This is a genomic window from Enorma shizhengliae, assembly GCF_009676995.1.
In the GTDB taxonomy this organism is placed as follows: Bacteria; Actinomycetota; Coriobacteriia; order Coriobacteriales; family Coriobacteriaceae; genus Enorma; species Enorma massiliensis.
In genome coordinates this window covers 102804-122546 of sequence record NZ_VTFZ01000005.1, presented here as the reverse complement: position 1 = coordinate 122546, position 19743 = coordinate 102804, and the positions used below count along the sequence as shown (strand labels likewise).

Below are 19743 nucleotides of genomic sequence, written 5' to 3'. Positions count from 1 at the left end.
GGATCGCGCTGCAGTGCATAGCGCGAGCTGCGATGCGGCGCGAATCGCGGGTCGCATCGCAGCTATTTGACGAAGACGGGCTGCTGCAGGCAGCCTGGGGTGGCCCGTCTCGTGCTTCCCGCAAAATTGTCGTAATGAATATACAAAATTTGACTCTACTCTGTACTTTTCCTACGACAATTTTTTAAATCCTAGCGAATGAAATCCAGCTGAGCAGCTAATGCCAGCTGACTGTAAGTTACGAAAGGAAGTTTTCCATGTCCAAGCCTCTTGGCAAACCCGACCGTATCGTCGTCGCGCTCGGCGGCAATGCGCTGGGTAATACGCCCGCGGAGCAAATTGAGCGCGTGAACAATGCCGCCCATGCGCTGCTCGGACTCATCGAGCAGGGCAACGAGATCATCATCACCCATGGCAACGGCCCGCAGGTCGGCATGATCCAGAACGCCTTCGCAGCTGCGCACGATGCTATCGGGACGCCTGAGATGGACCTGCCCGAGTGCGGCGCCATGAGCCAGGGCTACATCGGCTACCACCTGCAGCAGGGCATCGGCCGCGAGATGCACAAGCGCTACAAGCGCTGGCACGTGGCCACCGTGGTTACCCAGATCGAGGTCGACCCGGAGGATCCGAGCTTCCAGAACCCCACCAAGCCCATCGGCCCGTTCTATACCGAGGAGCAGGCCAACGAGATCATGGCGGCAGAGCCGGACAAGGTTTTCGTGGACGATTCCGGCCGCGGCTGGCGCCGCGTCGTGGCGAGCCCCGACCCCAAGAAGATCGTCGAGGCGCCCTCGATTCTTAATTTGCTCGACAACGAGTTCATCGTCATCGCCTGTGGAGGCGGCGGCATCCCCGTGGTTCGCGACTACGATAACAAGGGCTGCTACAAGGGTGTGGCAGCGGTAATCGACAAGGATGCCGGCGGCGAGCTGCTGGCCGAGGACTGCGATGCCGACGTGCTCTTCCTGCTCACCGCTGTGGAGCACGTGGCTGTGAACTTCGGTACGCCTGATCAGCGCGACCTGACCGACCTGACCGCCGACGAGGCCGAGAAGCTCGCCGACGAGGGCCAGTTCGGCAAGGGTTCCATGGAGCCGAAGGTCCGCGCCGCCATCAAGTTCGCCCGCAGCCGCAAGGGCCGCACCTGCATCATCGGCGCGCTCGACAAGGCCGCCGAGACTATGTCCGGTCTATCTGGCACCCGCATCCACGGCTAAAATGTCGTGGTCATAGGGCGGGGATTATCGCCTGCCATGGCGGGCCGGCAGTGCGTTGCGCTGCCGGCCCGCTTCTGGTTGCGGCCCGGGGCGCTCTGTGGGGTGCGGCGCGTGGGGGTATAGCGCAAAAACGCGTCGCGCGTGGGTCTGGTGCAGGGCGCATCGCGGGTGCACGTAGCGCGGAGGCACTCAAAGAAGGCAGGGGTGCTCGCGGAAGGGTGCATAACCTTGACGAATGCGCGCACAAACTTGCCAAGTGCTGCCATTTCAGGGCACTCAGCAAGTTTGTGCGCGCATTCGTCAAGTTTGTGAACGATTGGCCTGCCATCCTGCCCGGATGCGCCGCGGGATGCGCTGCAATCGGCCCGCCCCGGAGCAAAAGTCCCGCCAAAGGATCGGATTTACATCGATGGGCCGGATAGACCCCGATGCGGGCTCAGGGAATCCGCAGGTCAAAGCGTTGGCCTCTCGGTGGCTACCGCGCGTGCGCCCAAAAATCCGATCCTTTGGCGGGACTTTTGCATGGCATCGCGCGCTAACGCCCCACGAACGGCTTTTTTCGGGCCCGTCGGCGCTTTTCCCGGCCGGGCGGGGGTCGCGGTCCATCCGGGCTGCCGGCGGGGGCGCCGGAAGGCGGCCCGGCGTGCCGTGGGACCAAATATAAAACAATGCATGTTATGCATAAAACCGCGTTCAGCAATGAGGGGATGCGCGGAGGGGAGAAAAGCGCTTCGTTTGATGCGCAAGGTCCTTCTTTACCGTCGCTTTACCTCGAAAAAGTGGAGCATCACGAAACCACGACACGGCGATACGCTGAGCGGCAAATACCTACCGCTCATCCGTTATCTAGTCCCTCTAAACTCTAAATATGAATAAAAACGGGCATCTCGAGAATATAATGCAAGCCTACCCGAGTGACTTGGGTGGAATTGCATGAACGTTTTTACAAACTTTCGGCGGAAAGGAATGACCATGTCCAAGCCCATCGGCAAGCCCGATCGTATCGTCGTCGCGCTCGGCGGCAACGCCCTCGGCGACACCCCCCAGGAGCAGATCGAGAAGGTCGGCCACGCCGCCCACGCGCTGCTCGGCCTCATCGAGCAGGGCAACGAGATCATCATCACCCACGGCAACGGCCCGCAGGTCGGCATGATCCAGAACGCCTTCGCCGCCGCGCACGACGCCATCGGCACCCCCTCCATGGACCTGCCCGAGTGCGGCGCCATGAGCCAGGGCTACATCGGCTACCACCTGCAGCAGGGCATCGGCCGCGAGATGCATCGCCGCTACAAGCGCTGGCACGCCGCCACGGTCGTGACCCAGATTGAGTGCGACCCGGACGATCCGGCGTTCCAGAACCCCACCAAGCCCATCGGCCCGTTCTACACCGAGGAGCAGGCCAAGGCGCTCATGGAGGAGAACCCCGAGATGACCTTCGTCGAGGACTCCGGCCGCGGTTGGCGCCGCGTCGTGGCGAGCCCCGAGCCCAAGAAGATCGTCGAGGCCGATTCCATCCTCAACCTTCTTGACAACGAGTTCATCGTCATCGCCTGCGGTGGCGGCGGCATCCCCGTGGTGCGCGATTACAACAACAAGGGCTGCTACAAGGGCGTGGCCGCCGTTATCGACAAGGACATGGGCGGCGAGCTCCTCGCCGAGGATTGCGACGCCCAGGTGCTCTTCCTGCTCACCGCCGTCGAGCACGTGGCCATCAACTTTGGCAAGCCCGACCAGCAGGACCTGACCGAGATCAGCGCCGACGAGGCCGAGAAGCTCGCCGACGAGGGCCAGTTCGGCAAGGGCTCCATGGAGCCGAAGGTCCGCGCCGCCATCAAGTTCGCCCGCAGCCGCAAGGGCCGCGTGTGCATCATCGGCGCGCTCGACAAGGCCGCCGAGACCATGGCTGGCCTCTCCGGCACCCGCATCTACGCGTAAGCGCCTGCGATTACCCTACATCGCGTGTCTCTTGGAGGCTCCAACCTGGTTGGGGCCTCCGTTTTGTTTAGAAGCCCTCTTCTCCAATGATTGGGCGCTGCGCCCGTTGGGCCATAGCGGTAGGGGCCGTCTTATTCCTGCGCCAGCTGATGCTCTCGCAGGTACTATGGGGTTGGGCATGCGCTCATCGCAGACTTTTTATCGTGGCTCTTGGCGCCTACCACACGGTGAACTCGGCGTTATCGGTATCCCAGTGCACGTCGCGAACATAGTCTCGAACGGCAGCGGCGTCGCGAGCCTTGAGAAGGTCGAGGATGTGCTGATGCTCATCGTTGGCCTTGAGCAGCAGCTTGGTGGTCATTTCTCGGTCAACAGTGCTGTAGCCGCGCTTGATGAAGCAGCGCTCGAGCTGCGTCATGAGGTCCATGAGGCGCTGGTTCCCGCATTTCTGGACATAGCTGTAATGGAATTCGCGCTGCAAGTCGTCGTATTTGAGGATGAGGCCACTCGATATGGCGAGATCCATAGACCCCACAAGGAACTGCATCTGGGCAAGGTCTTGCTCGGTGAGCTGGGGGCATGCCAAGAAGGCAGCCTGCCCGTCGAGGGGACCGATGACCTCGAACACCTCGAGTGCCCGTTGGCGATCGAAACCGCGTACGCGGAAGCCGCGCCTGGGTTGGTTGTCGAGGTAGCCATCGCTTGCGAGCTGGATGAGCGCTTCTCGAACCGGCGTGCGCGAAACCCCCATCGCATCGCAGATGGCTTGTTCGCTCACACGGTCTCCGGCGGAGAGCTCTCCGCTGTCGATGCGCCCGGCAATGTAGCTGTATACATTATCCTTGAGCGAGCTGCGTGGGGTGTCCACGGTCGCCTCCCTTCGGTGGATGGGCGATTGCGGCATGTTGATGCGCCTGCAACAGCATACAACAGACTGTTGCTGGATGGATAGCATGAGCATTCCAAGCATTCTTAAATGTATATTGTCGACTAATAGAGACAGAAATATAAAAGCAAGTAAATAGAATGAACCATTCACCGAGCAACAGATACCACTCATAATTGTATACAATATACAAAGCAGAGAATCACTCATAGAATGAGGTCAGCGAGACGGGGTGAAGGAAACCCCGCAAACCTTCTCAAGGAGGACCTCATCATGACCAAGTTCAGCCACGTCATCATCCGTCGTCCCGGCAAGTCGCTTAGCAACGGCATCACGAGCGCGCCGGAGCTCGGCCAGCCCATTTACGAGCGCGCCATCGAGGAGCACTACGACTACGAGCACGCTCTCGAGCAGTGCGGCGTTGACGTCACGGTGCTTCCCGCTCTCGAGCAGTACCCCGACAGCTGCTTCGTCGAGGATCCCGCGGTCATCACCCGTTGCGGCGCCATCATCACCAATCCGGGTGCCGACTCCCGCAACGGCGAGAAGGACGAGATTGAGCCGGTCGTTCGTCGGTTCTTCGACGACGAGCATGTGAAGCACATCGTGAGCCCCGGTACCCTCGATGGCGGCGACGTCATGATGGTGGGCGACCACTTCTACGTGGGCCGCTCCGCGCGCACCAACGAGGAGGGCATCCGCCAGTTCATCGAGATCCTCGAGGGCTGGGGACTCGAGGGCTCCGAGGTTCCGCTGGAGGAGGTCCTGCACCTCAAGACCGGCGTGAACTACATCGAGAACAACAACATGCTGGTTTCGGGCGAGTTCATCGACAAGCCGGACTTTGCCCAGTACAACAAGATCGTTGTGCCCGAGGAAGAGGCCTACGGTGCCAACTGCATCTGGGTGAACGACACCGTCATCGTTGCCGAGGGCTACCCGACCGTGCTCAAGGCGGTCCAGGACCTGGGCTACAAGACGCTCGTGGTCGATACCTCCGAGTACCGCAAGGTCGACGGCGGCCTTTCCTGCCTGTCGCTGCGTTTCTAAGGTGTTCTTTTCGGGGGTCGGCCTGCGTGTCGGCCCCTTTTTACGTCTACGCAAGTAGGGAAAGGAGCTCGTATGGCACAGGACCATGAGGTCGTCGAGCGCGTTGGCGACGACGGTATCATCGATCCTAACGGTCTCGATCTTTTCCGCCTCACGATGATGGTCATTACCGCGAGTATCTGCGGCGGCATCTTCTCGCTCGCGGGCGATATGGCCGCTGGCGGTGCGAACTCCGGCGCCGTCATCGTCTCGTGGGCCATCTGTTTCATTGGCGTGTTCGCACTCATGATGGTATTCAACGGCCTGTCGCAAGCGCGCCCTGATCTTACGGGCGGCATCTATGCGTATGCCGCTGCAGGATTTGGCGATTACGTAGGCTTTAATTCCGCTTGGGGCTATTGGATCAGCGCTTGCCTCTCGAACGTGAGCTTCGCATTGCTGCTCTTCAGCGCGCTGGGGTATTTCTTCCCGGTGTTCGGCGAGGGCAACAACATGATTTCAATCATCTGCGCGAGCGTGTTCCTGTGGTTCCTCACGTTCTTGGTGACGCGCGGGGTCAAGGAGGCCGCTGGCATCAACACGATCGTTACGCTGGCGAAACTCGTTCCGCTCGGCATGTTCGTGTTGTCCATCGTGCTTCTGGGCAAATTTAACCCGGACATCTTCATGGATAACTTCTGGGGCGAGCCCGGAGGCCCGAGTTTTGGTGAACAGGTCGTCTCGACCATGATCGCGCTCGTCTGGGTGTTCACGGGCATCGAGGGCGCCGTCGTTATCTCGGGCCGTGCAAAATACGTGAAAGACGTAGGACGAGCGACGGCTTTCGGTTTCATCGCCGTCTTCGTGCTCTACCTCATCATCTCGCTGCTCTCCCTCGGCATCATGCCGCGCGAAGAGATGGCCCAGCTCGCAACGCCCTCCATGGCGGGCATTCTTGAGCGCGCCATCGGTCCGGTAGGGGCGGCGGTCGTAAATCTCGGCGTGGTCCTCTCGCTTGTGGGAGCCATGCTCGGGTATGTGATCATCGCTTCCGAGACACCCTTCGAGGCTGCGCGGCAGGGATCGTTCCCCAAGTCGTTCGCCAAGACCAACGATCGCGGCGCCCCGATCGTGACGGTGCTTGTAAGCTCGAGCATCACCCAGCTGTTCCTCGTGCTATCTGCGGTTGCGGCAAGTACGTACCAGTTCTTCTATTCGTGCGCAGTCAACACCATCCTCATTCCCTACGTGTGCTCCGCAGCTTATTACATGGTGATCGGCTGGAAGAACGAGCACCTGGACGGCCCTCGTGCGCCCAAGCTCGCGACTGCGCGGTTCTTCGGCACGCTCGGCTTCATCTATACGATCTTCCTTGTGTGGTCTACGGGTCTTCAAGGCGTGATGATCACGACGATCCTGTTTGCTCCGGGCATCTTGGTGTATGCGGCAGGAGAGAAGGGGCGCGGCAAGCCGGTGCTTCCTGCTGCGCATGACAAGGTCATAGCCTTGGTGGTCGTCATCGTTGCTCTTATCTCGCTGTACCTGCATTTTTCTGGGATTGCCCCGATCGTGTAGGCGAGCGGCGTCCGGTGGGCGCCAGAAAACCTGCTGTTTGGCGATTGCCTGCTCCTATGGGGGCGATGGTGAGGCTACACTTTAGTCCAAGAAAGCGGCGCGCCCTGGGTGGCGCGTCGCCTTGGATTCGCACAACGCGCCTCGGGGCTACGGGGTCTATCGAGCGCGGGAAGGGGAGGTTGACATGTACTGTCCTCACTGTGGTTCGCAATTGCCAGACGGCGCTGCATTTTGCGGGCATTGCGGCAAGCCGGTAGCGCCCCAGCCTGTTGCGGGCGCAGCCCAGCCCACCGCGAGCTCGCCCCAGCCTGCTCCGGCGCCCTCGCCAGTTTCGGGGCCGCAATCTGCGCCTCCGTTCACCGCAGCTCCCGGCTCCGTCCCGCCGGGTGTTCCGCCGGCGCCAGCGGGCCAAAGCCCCTTCGATGTCAAGCCGTCAAAAAAGCCGTTCCGTGTGACCCGTGGCATGACCATCGGCATCTTGGCGGTCGCCGTGGTTGCCGTAGTGGCCATCGTGCTTGCGGTCTCCGGCGTATTTGGCGGCGGGGCGCACAAGAGCGCGCAGGGTATCGCCGACCAGACAGACGCCCTCTTCGACGACCTTATGCAGAGCGACTTCGATTCTGTTGCGTTCGAGAAGTTCGGCGGCGGCATCATCGACCTTTTTCCGCCTGAGTTCGTAGACGCATCGCTCGAGGAGAGCGGCCGCACGCGTGAAGAGTTGACCCAGTACATGGGCAGCTCGCTCGGCGGTAGCATGGAATACTATGGGTCAACGCTTTCAAGCTATACGGACATGTTCGCCATCTCGATCGACGTGGAGCTGGGCGATAGGCTCGATAGCTACGACATAGAGAGCATCAACGATACCCTTGCGTCAAGCGGATGCGACGACGTCGTTACCGAGGGCTACTATCTTACTGGCGAGGTCTCCGTTACCTTTAACGAGGGTTATGAAGGCTATAGCGCCGGTGAAACCGAGAGCGAGGATATGGGGAATATCGGCTTGTGCGCGATCAAGATTGGCAATTCCTGGTACCTCTGGCCCGGAGTGTACTAGCGCGCCGCGCACCGGCTGTTGAGCTGGTTCTGCATAACGATTAGGCGGGTGGCTCCGGTTCATATCGGGGCCGCCCGCTTCGCGTTGGCGGGCGCGAGCCCCGCAAAACGGCCTCGGCACATCTCGGGGCCGCTTGCTATGCGGTGAAGGCCCAGCATGCGGTGGTCTGGCCCAAAATGCGGTCGACGCTCCACTTCTGCGCGCTCCGCAGGCTGCTGTTGGGGTCGTGAACCGTGAGCATGCCTGCATCGTCGATGCCGGAAAGTACGATGAAGTGGCCCACCGAGGTGAAGTCGCCAGGAGCCACGGCGCAGATGACCGGCTGCCCCGCTTCGAGCGCCGTAGATATCGCGTTTGGCGTGAGTTCGAGTTCTCGGCTGGAGAACCCAAGCTTGCTCGGCATCTCGGTCATGAAGCGCCACTCCGTTGCGCCGGTTGGCGCGTAACTGCCTGCGTCGGCGCGTGCGCACATGTCGGCGGGCGTGAGGTCGGTGTTGCCTGTTAGGTAAATGTAGACCATGGTGAGGCAGGTGGGGCCGCAGCCGTTGAGCGCCACGGTGGCTCCCGCGTAGGGCTTCTGGGCCCAGAGCGGGTCGGTCTGGAAAAGGTAGGGCATGCTGCCCTGTTGCCACGATGAGCGCTGCGTGGACGCAGGGAGCTGCCCTATGCTCATGGGGGTGAGGTCGAGAAGCTTCGCCTCGGTAGCGGCGTCCGCGCCAGCCGAAGGCACGAAGAAAACGGTTGAGGCGAGCGTGAGCACCAGAGCACCTATGCAGGACGGCGCGAGCACGGCGCGCAGCCGAACGGGTTGACGGCGCCCCCGTCTACTCCACGAGCTGCCCCGATAGGAGCCCCGTGCGAACGTGCTGCGCCCAGAGCGCGGCGCACCGACCGACCAGCGGCGGCACGATGAGAATACAGCGTGAGGGTTTCGCCGGCCAAACAAGCGGTCGAACAGCTTGCTCACGGCGCTTCCCAGCGCGCCTACGAGGGCGGCCGCGATCATGGCGATGGTGCCTAAGATGCGCACGGCCCTGTTGGCGGTAGGGGGATAGGATCCGGTGGGGCCTCTTCGGGGGTCTACTGCCCGCCCAGCAGCCCGCCCGGCATTGCGCATGGGCGCGTGCCCGTTGCGCCCGGGAACATGGTTGCGTTCGCGTGCCGGGATGCGCCCGCCGCGCGATTCCGGGCTGCGAGGGCTTCCAGCATCGCCGCGTTGCTCCCGGCGACGTCGGACCCCTCCGCCGCCGGGCGATTCCTGGCACAGGCTTCCGGCTTCGCCTCGCTGGACGCGGCGGGGCATGGCGTCGTTGGGGGAGGGACGACCTCTGCGTTCGTGGCGGGATGCAGCCCCGCTGCCTTTGGTGGAGCGGCCGTGATGCATGGCGCTATGCCCGCTGCGATGGCCGGGAGCGCCGGGCTGGCGTTCGGCTTGACGTTCTCTAGGGGCGGGCGCCCCCGCCGGCTCCTGTTCGTGAGGGAAGGCCGCGTTTTGGTGCGGCGGGCGATAGGAGGCGAGGCGTGCCGATCGGGGCGTGGGCATCCCAACGCCCGTATCCGAGCCGTGGGGTGCCTGGCCCTGTGGATGGCTATCCGCTTCGTCGCGTTGTCCCTGTGGCACGGCGACGCACCTCCCTCCCAACATTTGCATGTTTACGCACCATGGTATCGCATCGTCGCAGGGTTTCCCGGCAATTCCGGCGGGCATCGTATGAGCGGTATGTTTCCCCGGGCATTGGCGGGTATCTTGCGGTTCGCGTTGGGCATAATGGAACAGAACGACTCGGAGGCGCATGGCAGCATGGGAATACGCCCGCTGCCGCGGTGCGCGGGAAGGGGCGACATGCCTGCACTCATCACCCATCACCTTTTTGGCGAGGAAAGCATCGATAGGTTACCGGCGGGAATCATCGGAAGCGATGATGAGCGCATGGCGTTTCTGCTGGCAAACCAAGGCCCTGATCCATTCTTCTTCCGCGTGCGCACGCCGCATATCGCCGAGTGCATGGGGCTCGCCCAGGCCATGCATCGTTGCCGCATCTCCCAGCAGTTCGCGGCGCTGCGCGACGGGGTGTCGCGTCTGCGCCAGCACGATGCCCAGATTGGCCGTGCCTTCGCTTTGGGCATGCTCTCTCATTACGTGCTCGACCGTAATGCCCATCCGTTTGTCTACGCCCAGCAATGGGGCGTGCAGGAGGTCGATGAGACGCTCGAAGATGCGGGGAGCCAGGTGCATGCCATCATCGAAAGCGACCTGGACGTCCTTATGCTCCAGATTAAGCGCGGGGGCGCAACTACGGAGGACTGCCCGCCTGCATGCGAGCTCGTGACGACCGATCGTATCAACAAGGTTGCCGGAACGCTTATGAGCCATACAGCGCTCAGCGTATTCGGTCTTTCGGTGGGAGCTCCCGAGTACGGCGGCGCCGTGGCCGACATGAAGCTCGTCTACCAGCTCGTCGAGCCGGCGAACGCACCGATCTCGCAGGTTCTCGGGCTCATCGAGGGAGCCGTGCGCGGCCATTCGCTGCTGGCTTCGCTCGCGCACCGGGTGACTACCGAGCCTCCGCTTCGTGCGGGTAACATGGGGCACTTGGAGTGGGAGAATCCGTTCACCAGGGCGGTCTCGTTCGAGAGCTTCCCCGAGGTGTTCGACCGGGCGCTGGACGATTACGAAGGTGCTGCGCGCGCCTTCGTGGACGGGGTTCCCATGGAAGAGGTCACGAACCGCGTGAACTATTCGGGTCGCCCCCTGCCCGATGACGAGGAGCTTGACCAGGACGATTAGGGCGGTTAGGCGCTGGTTTGCAAAAACAGGACAGAGGGAATTTTGCATAGATGGCCATCTATGCAAAATTCCCTCTGTCCTGTTTTTGCAATCTCACCTTTACCAAATCTTGACCGCGTAATCGCTGCTGGTGCCGTACCATATAAGGCTGTTTTGCATGCGCCTCGCGCGTGCGCATGGGGAAGGAAGCAGTCATGAAATACACCAAGCAGGAACGCAACTGGGTCATGTACGACGTGGGCAATTCTGCCCTCGTCCTCTTCAACACGTCGGTCGTGCCCATCTACTTCGACGCGATCAACACGGGGGCCTCCTCTGCGGAGCTCGTGACCGCATGGGCAAACGCCCAGACGGTGGCGTCGCTCGTGGTGGCGCTGCTCATGCCCGTGTTGGGGTCGCTCGCCGATTATGCGGGTAACAAGATCAAGTTCTTCCTCGGCTTCTTCCTCACGGGTCTCGTGCTCTGCTTCGCGCAGGCTATCCCCATGGGTGCCATGCCGTTCCTCGTGGTGTACGTGTTGTGCACCATCGGGCTCAACTCGTCGATGACGTTCTACGACGCCATGCTCCCCGATATCACCACCGACGATCGCATGGACACCGTGTCTTCCTCCGGGTACGCGTGGGGCTACATCGGGTCGTGCGTGCCGTTCATCGTGTGCATCCTGCTCATTTTGGTTGGGCCCTCGGCCCTCGGCCTCGACATGCTGTTCTGCGTGCAGGTTTCGTTTATCATCACGGGCATTTGGTGGCTTGCGTTCACCGTGCCGCTCGTGCGCACGTATAAGCAGCGTTACGCCAAGGAGCTCGCACCTGGCGAGACGTTCGGCGGAGAGGTGGTCAAGACCATCCGCGGCCTCGGCACCACGATGCGCCGCATCGCTCAGGACCGGGCGATTCTCATCTACATGATCGCCTTCTTCTTCTACATCGACGGCGTGCATACGGTCATCTCGATGGCGACAACCTACGGTACGTCGCTCGGCCTCGATTCGACCGCGCTCATCCTGGCCCTGCTCGTCACGCAGTTTGTGGCGTTCCCCTCCGCGATTGCGTATGGATCGCTTGCCAAGAAGTATGGAACCCTGCGCATGATTCTCATCGCGGTTGCTGCCTACGTGGGCATCGTGCTCTTCGCGGCGTTCTTCCTCAAGAGCGAGGTGGAGTTCTGGATTCTCGCTGTGGTGGTGGGTATGTTCCAGGGCGGTATCCAGGCGCTCTCGCGCAGCTATTTCGGCAAGCTCATCCCCAAGGAGCGTTCGAACGAGTATTACGGCTTCTTTGATATCTTCGGGCGCTATGCGAGCGTCATGGGAACTCTGCTAGTATCTGTCGTGACATCGCTCACGGGGGATGCTTCTTTAGGAGTGCTTTCCATCGGGATCCTGTTGGTCGTGGGCTTTGTCATGCTCATCAGGCTCTCCCGAATCAAGGGCCTGGCGTAGGGCCGGGCGCGACGGCCCTGGTGGTCTCTTTTGGGACGGGTCTGTTTTGACCCATTTGAGTCGTTTTGGGACGGGTCCGTTTTGACCCACCACGGCCGAGGTGGCCCAAATGGATCAAAACAGACCCGTCCCAAAAGAGACCACCCGCCAGCGCGTCTGATGAGCATTCAAGTAAAGCCCTCCAACATAGAAGGTGAATGCTCATGAAATCGAATGAAGTCGCCCGTATAGGGGTCATCGCCGCCGTGTACGCGGCATGCACGCTCATCGCGCTGCTCTTCCTTGGCAGCCTGGCCTGGGGTCCCATCCAATTCCGCGTGTCCGAGGCGCTCTGCGCGCTCGCGCTCTTCACCCCGGCTGCCATTCCGGGCCTTACGCTTGGGTGCGCTATCGCCAACGTCGCCAACATCGCGCTTTCCGGCACGGGCATGCTCGGCCTGCTCGATGTGGTCTTCGGCTCGCTCGCCACGTTTGCGGGCGCCTGCTTTACCTGGAAGATGAGGAAGCATCCTCTCGTGGCGCTCGCCGGCCCGGTGATTGCCAACGCCCTCATCGTCCCTGCCTATCTGCCCATTCTTTTGCAGGCAACCGGCTTCTACACGATTCCCTTCACGTCCATATCCCTCGATGGCGCCTGGCCTCTCATGTATCTCTTTGGACTGGTGACCACGGGCGCTGGCGAAGCGGTTATCATGTATGTGCTGGGATATCCGTTGAGTAAGTCGCTTGCTCGCACGCCGTACTTCAAGGCGGATTCGCCCTTTGCGGAAGCGCGGGGCGCCTCGCATTAGCGATTGGGGGATCGCTCGGGGCAGCCAATCGCTTCTCGCGGCGATATCTCGCACGCGTGCGGAAAGCCGGCGTGCTCGATGAGGCTCTGTACCTGGGGCAGGTGCAGAACCAGAGACGAGAGGTCGTGATGGACGTGGGGCCGGTTATCGTGATCCCAACGTACTGGGCAGATGTGCGGGCCGAACAGCAGGCCCCCGGCGCCTATGATCATTCGACCGATCTTAACCGCGAAGATACCGAGCTCGATCGCTGCCTTGCATCGCTTGAGAATGTGGACGATGTCGCGCCCATCGTCCTGCTCGTGGTGTGCCCGCTATCCGCCACCTCCGACGTTAGCATGCGCGTGCGGCGCATCGCCCAGGACCACCCATCGCTTGCCATTACCGTTGTGACGAACGTCGAGGCAATGCAGGTCATCGACCGCGTGGGCGAGCTCGCCCCCCGCGGGCTGGGGGAATGCGTTTCGCTGCGCGGCTATGGGGCCATCCGGAACATGGGGCTCGCGGTCGCAGCGGTGCTGGGCCACGACATCGTGGTGTTCTTGGACGACGACGAGGTCGTTACCACCGCGGATTTCATGAAGCGCGCGGTATACGCTCTTGGGCACGAGACGCGCCAAGGCCTTCCCATCCTTGCTAAGAGCGGATATTTCTTCAATGAGGAAAACTCGCCGCTTGCCGATACCTCAAAAGCGGGCATCACGAACCGCTGGTGGACCAAGCGCGTGGAATTCAACCAATGGATGCGTCGGGCGCTCGGCGGGACGCGCATCTCGCGTTCCAACTATGTGTGCGGCGGATGCTTTGCCGTGCATGCCCGCGCGTACATGCGCGTGGCGTTCGACCCGTTCATCACGCGCGGCGAGGACCTCGACTACCTTTTCAATCTTCGTCTGCACGGTCTCGATGTCTGGTTCGACAACCGGTGGTCGGTACGCCATCTTCCCCCTGCGGTCGAACAGCGCGCACCGCGCTTTATGCAGGACGTGTACCGCTGGTATTATGAACGGGCGAAGCTCGCCGATGCGAACCGTCAGAACGACCTCAACTCGGTGACGCCCGCCTCGCTCATGCCGTATCCCGGTCCGTGGATCTCGTCGGAACTCGACTCGCGCGTGCGCAAGACCGCCATCGTGCGCACGTTCTTCACGCGGGAGCATCGCGCCTACTGGGGCATATGGTGCCATGGACGCAGCAACGCGCTGCGGTATGCACGCGAGAACACTGGAAAGTATCTGCGCTTCCAAAGCTTCTGGCCCGCCATCATGGAGGGCTTGTGGCGCGACGCGCAGCTCGCGGAACTCTTCAAGGAGGCTTGATGAACCTTCGGGCCCGTGTGGCGGGAGGGCATACCGATATCCTCTCGCTGCTCTGGATGCTTGCCGTGATCGGTGCGTCCGTGGTGGCGTTCTACCTGCTCTGGTTGGTCATTGCGGGAGCGGAGTCGGTGCCGGTGACCATCGTGTGCGTGCTACTCGCCATCTTCCTGGTGGTCTTCGCCTATCGCCTGCTCAACCCGGACCGCCTGCGTTCCCAATACACCGAGGAGACGCTCTCGCTCGCTTCGGACATGCTCGAAGACATGCGCGGCGGCCTTACTCCCGAAAGCGCGGAGGCCATCTGCAGGCACCTGCTGCCCGAGACGCATGCGAGCACCATCGCAGTGACCGACGAGAGCCGCGTTCTCGCCTGCGTGGGCGACATGGCGGAGGATTTTCCTTCCGGCTCTGCCATCCATACGCCTGCGACGCATTACGTGATTGAGCACGGCATTATCCAGTCGTTCACCCAGGCGGTGGAGGTGCGTGCCGAGAACGGGCGAGCCCGGCTGATTCCTGCGGGCATCGTGGCTCCGCTCAAGGTGAGCGACCACACCGTGGGCGCGCTCAAGTTCTATTTCCGCAGCCCGCACGCGGTCAACCGCACGCAGTATGCGCTCGTGTCGGGCTTTGCCGACCTCATTTCGACGCAGCTCGCCATCCACGAGCTCGAGCTCCAGGAGGAGCTCACCGCACGCGCCGAGGTGCGCGCCCTCCAAGCGCAGATCAACCCGCATTTTCTCTTCAACACGCTCAACACCATCGCTTCCTTCACGCGCACCGATCCGGCCCGCGCGCGCGAGCTGCTGCGCGAGTTCTCTTCGTTCTACCGCTCGACGCTCGATAATTCCGGCTCGCTTATCCCCGTATCGCGCGAGATCGCGCAGACCAAGCGGTATCTCATGTTCGAGTACGCGCGGTTTGGCGACGACCGCATCGCAGCCGAATTCATCGTGGAAGACGGCGTCGAGGAGTCGCCGGTGCCCTCCTTCGTTATTCAGCCGCTCGTTGAAAACGCAGTGCGTCATGGTATGAAGGACGAGGGCACGCTGCATATTCGCGTCGCGGTGCGTTCGTGCGGCGAGGGGGCGATTTCAATCGAGGTATCCGACGACGGCGTGGGCATGAGCGAGCAGACCGCGGCGCACCTTTTCGAGGTGACGGAGCGGCCGGTCGATGTAAACGCTCCCCAAGGCGGCGGCGCTGGCGTGGCCATGCACAACATCTTCGAGCGAATTCAGCGATTCTACGGCCCCAACTCCTCTGCGCACGTTGAATCGCACCCAGGGGAGGGGACGACGATTACCTTGCATCTGGATTTGCTGGGGAGTATCTTCGTTGATGGGTAGAATGAGAACATCCGGTTCCGTTTGGGCGCACGGTTCATGCCTAGCGGTTTGCGCGGACGAAGGGAATACAACGTATGCTACGTGCGATGATCGTCGATGACGAGGCTCCTGCCCGTTCCGAGCTTAAATTTCTGCTCGAGCAAACGGGCAAGATCAGCTCGATTACCGAGGCGTCGAGTGTTCGGTCTGCTATCGAGATGCTGATGGAGAGCCGCGCCGACGTGGTGTTTCTCGATATCTCGATGCCCGGGGCATCGGGTCTGCAGCTGGCGGAGGCGCTCCACAAGCTCAAGAACCCTCCCGCGATCGTGTTCGTGACCGCGTACAGCGACCACGCGGTGGAGGCATTCGATGTCGATGCGGTCGACTACCTGCTGAAGCCCGTCGAAGAGGCGCGGCTCGACCAGGCTATCGAAAAGGTCCTCACGCGTGTGAAGCCGCAGACCGAGAGCAAGGTTTCCATCGAGCGCATCCCGGTCGAAAAGGGCGGGCGTAAGGTGCTCATTCCGGTGGACCAGATCCGCTACATCATGGCGAAGGACGACTACTCTTGCATCTTTACCGACGACGACCGCTTCCTTTCCACGACGTCGCTCGCTCAGTTTGAGGCGAAGCTCTGTGACTTCGGGTTCTTCCGCGTGCATCGTCGCTATATCGTGAATCTTGCGTGCGTCGAAGACGTCGAGACAGTGCCCTCGGGTGCCATCCAGCTGGGCATTACGGGTATGGAGGAGCGCGTACCAGTTTCTCGTCGTCGTGTGGTGCCGCTTAAAAAGGCGCTGAGTCTGTAGGGAGTGCTTGTGGAAGGGGCAACGGTGACCGAGTCGGGGCGTGTTGGGGCAGAGCACGAGGCAAAGCGGATCGATATCATCTCCGATACCCATGGGCACCTGTCGCCTGCATTGCTCGAACAGCTTGAAGGTGCCGACCTCATCATTCATGCAGGGGACATCACGTCCGAAATGGATTGGGAGCACCTCTGCACCATTGCGCCGATTCGCGGCGTGCTGGGCAACAACGATTACTACCGCGACTACGGCCCCGAGGTGCAGCGTCTGGCCCTGTTCACCTATGAGGGGCTTCGGTTTGCCGTGGCCCATTATCGCGAGGATCTTCCCGTTGACGATGTGGACGTTGCCGTGTGCGGCCACACGCACCGCTCGCGCGTGCTCGAGATGGGCGGTTGCTTGGTGGTGAACCCGGGGTCGGCAACGTTTCCGCGCGGGTCCCGCGGGGCAACGATGGCGCGCATGATGGTTTCTGCGGGCGAGGTCCTTTCGCTTAAGATCATCGATCTGGAGTAAGTTTGTGGGCGCAGCCGGCAGTCCGCCTCGCAGGTATGTCGGCCATTCTCCGTGCAGCCGCAGCCACAGCGTTCTCCTCACCGTGCGCAATAACTGTTTTTAGTTGCAGTCCCTCCTCTGAGCTGCGCTTATGGAGGCTTTTTTACATCAGCGCACTTTTCTTCAAAAATACCCTTGCGCGGCTCGTCTGCTCTTGGTACACTTGCTCACGCAGCATTTGCTGAGGGGAGTTAGCTCAGTTTGGTTAGAGCGCCGGCCTGTCACGTCGGAGGTCGCGGGTTCGAGCCCCGTACTTCCCGCCATTGCTTAGAGAGCCCCGTCATGTGCGGGGCTTTTGCTTTTAATACGCCCCGCTGTGCGATGTAGGTAACATGCTATAGTCTATGCTCGGCTTTTTCGCCTGCGCAGTCGTATAACATGGTAAGACAAGTTATCAGGCGTTCGACATCAAAAGGGGCTATGATGGACATCTCGAGGAAGACGGACTACGCGCTGCGCATTCTGTCGATTCTGGCTACGAGCGAGAGCGACCTGCTTTCTGTGCGCGTGGCCGCCGAACAAGTGGATGTTCCCTACTCCTTCGCGCGGTCTATCCAGCATGGGCTTGCTCAGGCCGGCATTGTGGAGAGCCTGCGCGGCGTCCATGGCGGCATGCGTCTTAAGGCCGATCCTGCCGCGATCACGCTGTGCGATATCGTCGAAGCCGTGCAAGGACCATTCTGCATCAACGAGTGCACCGCGCCTGACGCCGACTGCTCGCGTATGTCTACCTGCTGTTTTCATCCGCTTTGGCTGGGAGCCGAGGCCCTTATGCGCGATTACCTCAGCTCCATCACGCTGCACGACGTTGTGACGTGGAGCCGGTTCCCCGCCGTTGACGCGAAGTTCACCGATCGCAGCGCATTTGCCTCGTATGCCGATTGCGCGTCGCTTCGCCGTCATACCGGCGCATAGGCTGGTACATGGTTTCAGAGGAATTTCGCTCGCTCATCCGCGCCGAGGGTGCGCGGTTGTACCGAGACCTTCCATGGCGCCGCACGCGCGACCCCTATCATATCTGGCTCTCGGAGGTCATGCTTCAGCAGACCCAGGTGGCACGCGTCGAGACGCGCATGCCGGCGTGGCTCGAGCGCTTTCCGAGTGTCGAGGCGCTGGCCGAAGCCCCCACCTCCGATGTGCTCGAGGCATGGCAGGGTATGGGATACAACCGCCGCGCGCTGGCGCTCAAGCGGGCGGCGCAGGAAATCATGGAGCGCTATGACGGCGCATTTCCCCGCGAAACGAAGGAGCTCGTTGCGCTGCCGGGCATAGGTCCCGCGACGGCGCAGGGCATCAGGGCTTTCGCGTTCGACCTGCCCGGTGTGTACCTCGAGACCAACGTTCGTACGGTGTTCCTGCATCACTTCTTCCCCGATGTTCCTGCGGTGCCCGACCGGGAGCTCACGCCGTTGGTGGAGGCGACCTGCCCCCTTGCCCCGGAAGGTATTGCGGCGCGGACGGACAGGGCTTCTGGGGCGGAGCGGTTTGCCGTTCCCCAGGATGCTGAAGACACGCCTCGGGCCTGGTATTATGCGCTGCTCGACTACGGAGCGTATCTTAAAAAGACGCTACCCAACCCCTCGCGTCGCTCCGCGGCGTATACGCGACAGTCCCGTTTCGAGGGATCGCGTCGCCAGAAGCGCGCAGAGGTTGTCCGGATGCTGCTCGATGCGCGCGATGCAGAGCCAGCGGGCCTTACCTTGCAGGATGTTGTGCGCGAGCTCGACCGCTTTGAAACCAAGGCGGGGCGCGGCCCGGTTGACTCCGGGTTCGTCGCTTCGATTCTCGCCGCCTTGGAGCAGGAAGGGTTCTGCTTGGCCGTCGAGAGCGATGGCGAGCGCGTTTGGATGATCGCGTAGAGGTTGCTGCTCGCCGGCTTGAAACCCGGTTTTATACCTTCGATTGAAGCGGGAAGTATCTCGTCAACGCTTTACCAGCGCTTTTGCTGTGAGAAATTCGAAATCTACGTTCGGCTGCGGGAGCATGTTGGGTTTTATCGTGCTGTGGCGTTGCATGGACGCCGACCACTTTCAACTTTTGGGCACTTCACGAGGTGCCTGTAAAGTAGACAAGTTTTCTGCGAGCAATGTACCTGCGGTTTCTCTAACAAAAAAGTCGCTCATACTTCATAAGGCAGGAAGGAAGTGCCCAAAAGTTGAATAAGCTTCATCTGACTGGCGTAATGTATGCGATTCTTTCATCTTATTAGAATTAATTCCTAATAAGTAAGAGTATAATCTACCGCAGAGGGTATAACCTCATCATAGGCGCGCCGTGGGTGCGCGAACAACGACTGCTGATGCCAGCAGGAGGGGAGAGAGTCCAATGGATTTCGAGAACTCGCAGACTAAGAAGAACCTCGAGACCGCGTTCGCCGGTGAGTCGCAGGCGCACACCAAGTATCGTTACTACTCTTCGCAGGCCAAGAAGGACGGCTACGTCCAGATCTCCGACATCTTCATGGAGACCGCCAAGAACGAGTCCGAGCACGCCAAGCTGTGGTTCAAGTATCTGCACGGCGGTGCGGTGCCGGGCACGCTCGACAACCTGAAGGACGCCGCTGCTGGCGAGAACTACGAGTGGACCACGATGTACGCCGAGTTCGCGCAGACCGCCGAGGAGGAGGGCTTCAAGGAGATCGCCGCCAAGTTCAAGGGCGTTGGCGCGGTGGAGAAGGCGCACGAGGAGCGCTATCTTAAGCTCGCCGAGCGCGTTGAGAAGGGCGAGGTCTTCGAGCGCGAGGGCGTCAAGGTTTGGAAGTGCCTGAACTGCGGCCACCTGCATGTTGGCCCCACGGCTCCGCAGCTTTGCCCTGTCTGCAACCATCCGCAGAGCTACTTCGAGGAGCAGGCGATCAACTACTAGCGTAGGCTTGGCGTTCCAACGCGTCGCCTAGGTTCTGAGGCCGTCCATGCCGTTTGTTGCATGGGCGGCCTTTTGCTTGGCGCCCTTTTGCCTGGGCGGCCCTTCGCGTGATGGCGTTTGCGTTGTGCCCTATTTGCGCAC

Annotated in this window: 17 protein-coding genes, 1 tRNA gene and 1 pseudogene; 17 read left to right on the top strand and 2 right to left on the bottom strand. The window is 61.4% G+C overall.

Annotated features, from left to right (window positions below; all coding sequences use genetic code 11):
- The first annotated feature begins 257 nt into the window (after window positions 1-257).
- Together arcC (GJE22_RS05165) and arcC (GJE22_RS05160) are read left to right on the top strand one after the other, a co-directional pair.
- Window positions 258-1220, top strand: coding sequence for a carbamate kinase (gene arcC, locus GJE22_RS05165; RefSeq protein WP_144688206.1), 963 nt, complete (start codon window positions 258-260; stop codon window positions 1218-1220).
- 972 nt (window positions 1221-2192) lie between these two features.
- A complete protein-coding gene (arcC, locus tag GJE22_RS05160) occupies window positions 2193-3155 on the top strand; it encodes a carbamate kinase (RefSeq protein WP_019128702.1) in 963 nt (320 codons plus the stop codon).
- A 217-nt stretch (window positions 3156-3372) separates the two neighbouring features.
- Here the strand turns inward: arcC (GJE22_RS05160) and GJE22_RS05155 are convergent, their stop codons facing one another.
- Window positions 3373-4023: a GntR family transcriptional regulator gene (locus tag GJE22_RS05155; RefSeq protein WP_235895813.1), complete on the bottom strand. Its 651-nt coding sequence runs from the start codon at window positions 4021-4023 to the stop codon at window positions 3373-3375.
- A gap of 291 nt (window positions 4024-4314) precedes the next feature.
- Between GJE22_RS05155 and GJE22_RS05150 the strand changes: the two genes are divergently transcribed.
- The 4 genes and pseudogenes from GJE22_RS05150 to GJE22_RS05140 all read left to right on the top strand — a co-directional run bounded on the left by GJE22_RS05150 (window position 4315) and on the right by GJE22_RS05140 (window position 7702).
- Window positions 4315-5091 (top strand): dimethylarginine dimethylaminohydrolase family protein, encoded by a 777-nt coding sequence (locus GJE22_RS05150; RefSeq protein WP_019128704.1) that lies wholly within the window; start codon window positions 4315-4317, stop codon window positions 5089-5091.
- 72 nt (window positions 5092-5163) lie between these two features.
- Window positions 5164-6645, top strand: a complete 1482-nt coding sequence (locus tag GJE22_RS05145; protein ID WP_144688208.1) for a basic amino acid/polyamine antiporter — start codon at window positions 5164-5166, stop codon at window positions 6643-6645.
- A gap of 184 nt (window positions 6646-6829) precedes the next feature.
- Window positions 6830-6895 (top strand): annotated as a pseudogene (locus GJE22_RS10295) (zinc-ribbon domain-containing protein); the annotation flags it as partial.
- A gap of 201 nt (window positions 6896-7096) precedes the next feature.
- Window positions 7097-7702 carry a hypothetical protein gene (locus GJE22_RS05140; protein WP_235895814.1) on the top strand — a complete coding sequence of 202 codons (606 nt, stop codon included), beginning with the start codon at window positions 7097-7099 and terminating at the stop codon, window positions 7700-7702.
- 136 nt (window positions 7703-7838) lie between these two features.
- Here the strand turns inward: GJE22_RS05140 and GJE22_RS10070 are convergent, their stop codons facing one another.
- Window positions 7839-8462, bottom strand: a complete 624-nt coding sequence (locus GJE22_RS10070; protein WP_235895815.1) for a C39 family peptidase — start codon at window positions 8460-8462, stop codon at window positions 7839-7841.
- Between the two features lie 1083 nt (window positions 8463-9545).
- On the opposite strand from GJE22_RS10070, the gene GJE22_RS05130 reads away from it, so the two are divergent.
- The 11 genes from GJE22_RS05130 to rbr all read left to right on the top strand — a co-directional run bounded on the left by GJE22_RS05130 (window position 9546) and on the right by rbr (window position 19602).
- Window positions 9546-10490, top strand: coding sequence for a zinc dependent phospholipase C family protein (locus tag GJE22_RS05130; RefSeq protein ID WP_144688211.1), 945 nt, complete (start codon window positions 9546-9548; stop codon window positions 10488-10490).
- A gap of 194 nt (window positions 10491-10684) precedes the next feature.
- Window positions 10685-11935 (top strand): MFS transporter, encoded by a 1251-nt coding sequence (locus GJE22_RS05125; RefSeq protein ID WP_144688212.1) that lies wholly within the window; start codon window positions 10685-10687, stop codon window positions 11933-11935.
- A 197-nt stretch (window positions 11936-12132) separates the two neighbouring features.
- Window positions 12133-12726, top strand: a complete 594-nt coding sequence (locus GJE22_RS05120; RefSeq protein WP_019128711.1) for a QueT transporter family protein — start codon at window positions 12133-12135, stop codon at window positions 12724-12726.
- Between the two features lie 134 nt (window positions 12727-12860).
- Window positions 12861-14045, top strand: a complete 1185-nt coding sequence (locus GJE22_RS05115) for a glycosyltransferase (RefSeq protein WP_186297417.1) — start codon at window positions 12861-12863, stop codon at window positions 14043-14045.
- Complete coding sequence (locus GJE22_RS05110) at window positions 14045-15394, top strand: histidine kinase (RefSeq protein WP_144688213.1); 1350 nt, start codon at window positions 14045-14047, stop codon at window positions 15392-15394. The genes GJE22_RS05115 and GJE22_RS05110 overlap by 1 nt, the downstream gene beginning before the upstream one ends.
- A gap of 74 nt (window positions 15395-15468) precedes the next feature.
- Entirely contained in the window at window positions 15469-16185 is a 717-nt protein-coding gene (locus tag GJE22_RS05105; protein ID WP_144688214.1) for a LytR/AlgR family response regulator transcription factor, read from the top strand.
- A 9-nt stretch (window positions 16186-16194) separates the two neighbouring features.
- Window positions 16195-16698: a metallophosphoesterase family protein gene (locus tag GJE22_RS05100; protein WP_235895816.1), complete on the top strand. Its 504-nt coding sequence runs from the start codon at window positions 16195-16197 to the stop codon at window positions 16696-16698.
- Between the two features lie 224 nt (window positions 16699-16922).
- A tRNA-Asp gene (locus GJE22_RS05095) sits at window positions 16923-17000 on the top strand.
- Window positions 17001-17160: 160 nt separating this feature from the next.
- Window positions 17161-17652: an RrF2 family transcriptional regulator gene (locus GJE22_RS05090; protein WP_019128716.1), complete on the top strand. Its 492-nt coding sequence runs from the start codon at window positions 17161-17163 to the stop codon at window positions 17650-17652.
- Between the two features lie 8 nt (window positions 17653-17660).
- The gene (locus GJE22_RS05085; protein ID WP_144688215.1) at window positions 17661-18596 is read left to right on the top strand and encodes an HhH-GPD family protein; all 936 of its coding nucleotides are present in this window, start codon (window positions 17661-17663) and stop codon (window positions 18594-18596) included.
- A gap of 466 nt (window positions 18597-19062) precedes the next feature.
- The gene (rbr, locus tag GJE22_RS05080; protein ID WP_019128718.1) at window positions 19063-19602 is read left to right on the top strand and encodes a rubrerythrin; all 540 of its coding nucleotides are present in this window, start codon (window positions 19063-19065) and stop codon (window positions 19600-19602) included.
- Window positions 19603-19743 lie beyond the last annotated feature (141 nt).